The sequence below is a fragment of the Spirillospora sp. NPDC049652 genome (assembly GCF_040675125.1).
GTDB lineage: Bacteria > Actinomycetota > Actinomycetes > Streptosporangiales > Streptosporangiaceae > Spirillospora.
Genome location: NZ_JBFAOF010000389.1, coordinates 1 through 6,259 on the forward strand (window position 1 = coordinate 1; position 6,259 = coordinate 6,259).

Genomic DNA, 6,259 nt, shown 5'->3' on the forward strand with positions numbered 1-6,259 from the left:
TGCTCGCCGAACCCGGGACGACGCTCACCGTCGAGGCCATCGCCAAGCGGGCCGGGCTGGGCGCCGCGACGGTCGTGCGCGCCTTCGGCGGCAAGGACGCCCTGCTGGACGCCGCCGTCGCCCGCCTGCTCGAACCGGTCGTCCGGCGCGCCCGCGACCTGCTCGGCCAGATGGCGCCCTCCTCGGCGCTGCGCGCCTTCCTGCGCGAGCTGATCGACTTCCAGACGGCCCACCACGCCGTGAACGACCTGCTCGCCGGGCTGGACCTGCCCGCCACCACCGCCCTGCGCGCCGACCTGGTCGGCGCCGTGGAGGAGATGATCGAGGGCGCCCGCGCGGACGGCGAGGTCCGCACCGATCTCGACCCCGCCACGACGACGACGCTCATCGGAGAGACCGCCCTGGCCGTCGCCCGCGCCCAGCCGTCCGCCCCGGGCCTGGCCGACGCCTACCTGACCGTCCTGCTGGACGGCCTCCGGCCCCCCGGCTGACCTCCGCTCACCGGCCGCCGCCCCGAACCTCCGCGTCCACGGCCCACGCGTCCGCGACCGGTCCGAGGTGGCGAAGCTTGTCGGGATTGATCACGACATGGACGGCCTGGACGCCCCCGCCGGCGATGTCCAGGGCCATCGTGTGCAGGACCCGGCCGGCGCGGTCGCGGAAGACCGCGCCCGGCCGTCCGTTGATCTCGCACGGTTCGTCCGCGACCCCCGCGCCCGCCATCCGGGGGAACGCGGCGGCGAGCAGGCGCGCCACACTCCGCACACCGCTGAGGACCCGGCCGAGCTGCGGGGCCTTGCCGCCGCCGTCCCCCATCAGCGACACCTCGTCGGCCAGCAGGTTCTGGAGGCCGAGGACGTCACCCTCGCGCAGCGCGGTGAAGAACCGCGCTGCGAGCTCGTCGCGCTCCCGGCGGCTCGCCGCGAAGCGCGGTCGCCCCTCCCGCATGTGCCGGCGCGCCCGGACGAGCAACTGACGGCACGCCGCCTCCGTCCGCCCGACCGCGGACGCGACCTCCGGGAAAGGGAAGTCGAACACGTCGCGCAGCACGAACACCGCGCGTTCGAGCGGGCTCAACCGCTCCAGAAGCAGCAGCGCGGCCACCGACAACGATTCGGCCAGCTCCGCCGAGCGCTCCGGATCCTGGTACGGATCGGCGAGCAGCGGCTCCGGCAGCCACGGCCCGACGTACTCCTCGCGCCTGACCCGCGCCGACCGCAGCACGTCGATCGAGATCCGCGTCACCGTCGCCGACAGGAACGCCTTCGGCGACTCGGCGTCCGCGCGGAACGCCTCGTACCGCAGCCACGTCTCCTGGACGGCGTCCTCGGCCTCGCTCACGCTGCCCAGGATCCGGTAGGCGATCGAGAACAGCAGCGGCCGGAACTCCTGGAAATCGTCGGTCCTGCTCACTCGGCCCCTCCGCACGAACCCCGCGCCACCCCAGAGGTGAGGCCGGTCACACCGTGTCACAGGCCGCCGGGCCGTCTCGTCTCGTGGGCATGACGAACACTGAGCAGACCACGGTAGTGATCACCGGCGCGAACAAGGGACTCGGCCTCGAGACGGCACGGCGGCTCGGCGCGCTCGGCTGGAAGGTCTTCCTCGGCTCGCGCGACGAGCGGCGCGGCGCGACGGCCGCCGCCGAGCTGGCCGCGGACGGCGCCGACGTGACGCCCGTCCGGCTGGACGTGACCTCGGACGACTCCGTCGCCGCCGCGGTGCGGGCCGTCCGGGAGCACACCGACCGGCTGGACGTCCTGGTCAACAACGCGGGCGCGCCGGGACACGCCGTCCCGCCGGCCGACGTGACGATCGAGGAGATCCACGGCGTGTACGACACCAACGTCTACGGGCCGATCCGGGTCACCAACGCCTTCCTCCCGCTGCTGCGGAGGTCGGGCAACGCGCGGGTCGTGATGGTCTCCAGCGGCGGCGGCTCCTTCGCCGTCGTCACCGACCCGGACCAGCCCGTGGCGAACATGCACGAGCTGGCTTACAGCTCGTCCAAGGCGGCGCTCAACATGGTCACCGTCCGGTACGCGCGGGCGCTCCCGGACATCAAGTTCAACGTCGCGACGCCCGGCGAGGTCGCGAACCACAAGTTCGCCGCCACCGACATGAACCGCCACACCGGGCAGCTCACCGTCACCGAGGGCACCGACTCGATCGTCCGGCTCGCGACGCTCGACCCGGACGGCCCCACCGGCACCTTCACCGACCGCCTCGGCCCCGTCGCCTGGTAGCGCTCCGGCGGAGCGGCCGAGGTCAGCCCGCGGCCCCCACGATCCGGACGAGCCGGACCAGCGCGGCACGCCGGCCGTCCGGGTCGTCGTCCAGGCCGGGCATCAGCATCGGCTGCAGCTGCGGGGTGGCGAACCACCAGCCCGCCAGCGCGATGACCGCGTACAGCAGCTCCCCGGGTTCCACCTCGGCGTTCAGCCGCCCCGCCGCCTGCGCCCGCGCGAGGGCGGCGACCTTCTCCGCGTAGTGCGCGGCGCGCTCGCTCCGCGCCGCGACCGGCTCCCCGTCCGCGGCGTGGAGCCCCTCCCAGTGCAGCAGCCGGACGAAGTGCGGGTGCTCGCGATGGTAGTCGAAGACGCGTCCGGCGTACTCGCCCAGGTCGGACGCGGCGCGCTCGTCGAGCGGCACCGCCTCGGCCAGGCGCTGGAGCTCGCGGGTGAGCACGACGGCGAACATCTTCCGCTTGTTGCCGAAGTAGGAGTAGATCCGCTCCTTGTTCACCCCCGCGCCCGCCGCGATCCGGTCCATCCTGGCCGCCTCGGGCCCGTGGGTCGCGAACTCCTCGACCGCGGCCTCCAGGATGAGCCGCCTGGTCCGCTCGGTGTCCCATGCCATGCCCCGAGCGTACGCCATCTCCAACCAACGGGTTGGAATTCGGGCCGGGCCGTGCCAAACTCCAACCAACGAGTTGGAATCGGTTTCGGAGGAGCCCCCCATGACCACGCCCGCGACCCCCGCCACCGCGCCGTCGATCCACCTGCGTGCGCTGTTCACCTGGCTGGCCGTCTACTCGATGCTCATGGCCACCCAGATCGTCCTCGGCCCCGCGCTGCTCTCGCTGCCCATGCCCGTCCGGATGCTGGCGATGACCGCGATCGTGGTCCCGACCGTCGTCTACGGACTCCTCCCGGCGATCCTGCGCGCCCACGCGGCGCTGCGCCGCCGCACCGCCCGCTGACGGTCAGACCACGCGTCCCCATTCCGCGATCCGCGGTTCCCGGTCCTTGAGGTCCCACCACTCCAGGAGGTTGGCGTGCAGGACGGCCACCAGCGCCGAGGTGTTCACGTCGGGCTCCAGGTCGAGCGGGTCCATCGGGACGGAGACGTCCCAGGTCCCCGGCCCGCCCAGGTGATCGGCGACGCTCACCCGCAGCCGCACCGCCGGCCGCTCGCCGGTCCCGCCCAGCGCCGCCGACTCGACACGCATCCGCACGCCCCCGGCCCGCAGCCCGAGCACCTCGTTGAGCCGCCGGGCCAGCTCGGCCGGGGGCAGCGGAAGCTCGGAGGCCACTAGATGTCCTGCGTGACCGCGCAGGGCCCCCGGGACGGGAGGGCCAGCCGCACATGCGCGATGTCCCGCCGGTAGGCGGTGATGATCCCCTGCGGCCGGACGGCGTGCCCCCGGTACGCGCCGCCGTTGTAGATCACCCGGAAGAGCTCCTTGCAGCGCCGGTCGAACAGCGCGTAGATCGCGGTGCCGCCGTCCCCCTGGACGTCCTGCACCACGACCCCGCGCGAGATCGTCAGGGCGATCCGCCGGTCGAAGTCGGCGCTCCACCGGTGGGTGATGTGGCGGTAGCCCCAGGTGGACGTCCCGCACCGCAGCGGCAGGCGCGAGGCGCCACGCCGGTACAGCCTCACGATGTGCGCGTAGCCCTTGCCCGCGCAGGGGTCGGCGAGCTGCTGCGCCGCCGCGCCCGGCACACCGCCGGCGACCGACGCCACCGCGAGGACGACCGCGACCGTTCCCGTCCGATATCCGACCACGCGTCCTCCCAGAGCAGTCGACTCCACAGAGGAACAGGCTAACTACCCACCGCAGTCGGGGCGATAGCGGATCGGTCAGTTCCGCCTCGACGAACGACGCCACCGCTCACCCGAGGGACGAGACGAACCCCAGAACCAGCACCACCAGCGCGCCGATCCCGAACCGGAGCAACGACCGGCGTCCGGGCGCGGGTCCTTCGAAGAGGACCGCGAACCCGAGCGGCACGAGCGCGAGGCACAACCCGGCCGCACCGGCGACCGACAGCGGCGTCGTGCCCTTCAGGACGCCGAGCGGCATGAGCGCCGCCGTCCCCAGCGCCGCGGCGCGGACCGGGCCCAGCACCCCGGCGCGCCAGGCCCCGAACGCCAGCACGACCCAGCCGAGCATGATCGCGAACGCCGTGTACTGGAAGATGTGGAACGCCTGGTAGGAGCCCGCGACGGCGGCCGTGGCCGTCCGCCTGCCCTGGACGTCCACGAGCCCGAAGGCCAGATGGTCCACCCCGGCATGGAACGTCCGGGCGAACAGCCCCACCATCGCCAGACCGCCGCCCAGCGCCGCGAGCCCGGGACGGCTGGCGCCGACGCGGACGGCCAGCGCGCTCACGGCCGGCCACAACGCCACGGTCCCGGCGGCGAAGCAGCCGTAGGACGCGGCCATCAGCGTCGGATGCTCGTCATAGGCGGCCAACTGGTCGGGGAAGAAGAAGTGGAAGCGCGCTCTGAGGAGCACCCCGAGGAGCAGCAGGACGGGCCCGAGCACCAGCGCGGCTCCAGCCGCCCACCGCCCGGGGAACACGAACGTCGTCCGTGCCGGACCAGGTGACTTCGTCTGTGCCGGACCAGGGGACTGCGTCTCTGCCGGACCAGCGGATCTCATCGAGGACATGGCGACAGGCTGCCCGCGCGCACCGCCCCGCCGGATCGCCCCGAAGCCGACACTTCTTCGTCCGCCCGCAGAGGACAGCGCCGCCCCCGCCACGTCCCCGATCATCCCCAGGGATGATCCCTCCTGGTCCGATGCCCCGGCATGACCTGCGCCGATAACGTGCCGGACGTGGACGAAGCCGACTTCGAGGCCCGTCAGGCGCAGCGCCTGCGCCGGGCCGGGCCGCGCGCTCTCGACGTTCCCCTGGCACTCCTGCTGATCGCCGCGGACGTGACGGTCGCCGGGAACATGCTCAAGGACCGGCCCGGCTTCGCCCCGCACTTCCTGGCGTCCTGCCTGGTCGCTGCCGCGCTGGGGCTGCTCGTGGCCGTCCGGAGGCGGTGGCCCCGGCGCGCGTTGACGGCCGCCGCCGCCCTGTCGTCGGCCGCGCTCGCGTCCGGCGTGCTGTGGGAACCGTTCGTGGCGACCGGGCTCGTGCTGTTCACGGTCGCCACCGTCGAGCCGCCGCGACGGACCGTCCGCGCGCTCGGCTGCTGCGTGGCGGCCGCGCTCGCCGCCGCGGTGATCTCCCAGACCGTCCACCCGCGGTACGGCATGACGGCGGCCGTCGCCTGGACGGTCTCGGCCTGCGCCGTCCCGGCCGCCGCCTGGCTCGCCGGCCGTCTCCTGCGACAGCGCCGCTGGGACGCCGCGTGCCTGGAGGAACAGCGGGTCGGCCGCGTCGTCGCCGACGAGCGGCTGCGCATCGCCCGCGAACTGCACGACGTGGTCACGCACGGCATGGGACTGATCGCGGTCAAGGCGGGCGTCGCCAACCACATCGCCGAGGCGCGCCCCGAGGAGGCCCGCGACGCCCTGCGGGTGATCGAGCGGACCAGCCGCGACGCGCTGGCCGAGATGCGGCGCCTGCTGGAGGTGCTGCGGCACGACTCCCCGCCCGGGACCGACCTCACCCGTCCCGGCCTCGACGGGCTGACCGGCCTGGCCGGGCACGTCCGGGCGGCCGGGGTGGACGTCGAGCTGACCGTGACCGGTGAATACGATCTTCCCGAAGCGCTCCAGCTCACCGTCTACCGGATCGTCCAGGAGGCCCTCACCAATGTGGTCAGGCACGCGGCTCCCACGCGCTGCCGCGCCACCGTGGACGTCTCGTCCCGCCGGGTGAGCGTCGAGGTGGTGGACGACGGCGCGGGCCGTCCGCCTCGGAGGCAGGGCGCCCTGGGCACGGGCGGCCACGGACTGGTCGGGATGCGCGAGCGCGTCGCGATGTACGGCGGCACCTTCAGCGCCGGCCCCCGGCCGGAAGGCGGGTTCGCGGTCGTCGCCACCCTGCCGCGCCCGTCCACCGGGACCGGCCGG

General features: G+C 74.0%; 9 protein-coding genes. 4 read left to right on the forward strand and 5 right to left on the reverse strand.

All coding sequences use genetic code 11. The annotated features are described in order from the left end of the window. The coding region (locus tag AB0J52_RS22925; protein WP_500183988.1) for a TetR/AcrR family transcriptional regulator at nucleotides 1-491 on the forward strand (491 nt) is incomplete at its 5' end. Between the two features lie 7 nt (nucleotides 492-498). Here AB0J52_RS22925 and AB0J52_RS22930 read toward each other — a convergent pair. Next, on the reverse strand, nucleotides 499-1,413 hold the full coding sequence (locus AB0J52_RS22930; RefSeq protein ID WP_500183989.1) for an RNA polymerase sigma-70 factor: 915 nt from the start codon (nucleotides 1,411-1,413) through the stop codon (nucleotides 499-501). 89 nt (nucleotides 1,414-1,502) lie between these two features. On the opposite strand from AB0J52_RS22930, the gene AB0J52_RS22935 reads away from it, so the two are divergent. Beyond that, the gene (locus AB0J52_RS22935) at nucleotides 1,503-2,246 is read left to right on the forward strand and encodes an SDR family NAD(P)-dependent oxidoreductase (protein WP_500183991.1); all 744 of its coding nucleotides are present in this window, start codon (nucleotides 1,503-1,505) and stop codon (nucleotides 2,244-2,246) included. A 22-nt stretch (nucleotides 2,247-2,268) separates the two neighbouring features. On the opposite strand, the gene AB0J52_RS22940 is transcribed toward AB0J52_RS22935, so the two are convergent. After that, on the reverse strand, nucleotides 2,269-2,859 hold the full coding sequence (locus tag AB0J52_RS22940) for a TetR family transcriptional regulator (RefSeq protein ID WP_500183992.1): 591 nt from the start codon (nucleotides 2,857-2,859) through the stop codon (nucleotides 2,269-2,271). 100 nt (nucleotides 2,860-2,959) lie between these two features. Between AB0J52_RS22940 and AB0J52_RS22945 the strand changes: the two genes are divergently transcribed. Next, nucleotides 2,960-3,202, forward strand: a complete 243-nt coding sequence (locus AB0J52_RS22945; protein WP_500183993.1) for a hypothetical protein — start codon at nucleotides 2,960-2,962, stop codon at nucleotides 3,200-3,202. Nucleotides 3,203-3,205: 3 nt separating this feature from the next. Here the strand turns inward: AB0J52_RS22945 and AB0J52_RS22950 are convergent, their stop codons facing one another. The 3 genes from AB0J52_RS22950 to AB0J52_RS22960 form a co-directional block, all read right to left on the reverse strand. Beyond that, nucleotides 3,206-3,535: a hypothetical protein gene (locus AB0J52_RS22950; RefSeq protein WP_500183995.1), complete on the reverse strand. Its 330-nt coding sequence runs from the start codon at nucleotides 3,533-3,535 to the stop codon at nucleotides 3,206-3,208. Then, nucleotides 3,535-4,011 carry a hypothetical protein gene (locus AB0J52_RS22955; protein WP_500183996.1) on the reverse strand — a complete coding sequence of 159 codons (477 nt, stop codon included), beginning with the start codon at nucleotides 4,009-4,011 and terminating at the stop codon, nucleotides 3,535-3,537. The genes AB0J52_RS22950 and AB0J52_RS22955 overlap by 1 nt, the downstream gene beginning before the upstream one ends. Nucleotides 4,012-4,117: 106 nt before the next feature. Then, nucleotides 4,118-4,810 (reverse strand): hypothetical protein, encoded by a 693-nt coding sequence (locus tag AB0J52_RS22960; protein ID WP_500183998.1) that lies wholly within the window; start codon nucleotides 4,808-4,810, stop codon nucleotides 4,118-4,120. 231 nt (nucleotides 4,811-5,041) lie between these two features. Between AB0J52_RS22960 and AB0J52_RS22965 the strand changes: the two genes are divergently transcribed. Further along, nucleotides 5,042-6,259: sensor histidine kinase (locus AB0J52_RS22965; protein WP_500183999.1), on the forward strand; the 1,218-nt coding region annotated here is incomplete at its 3' end.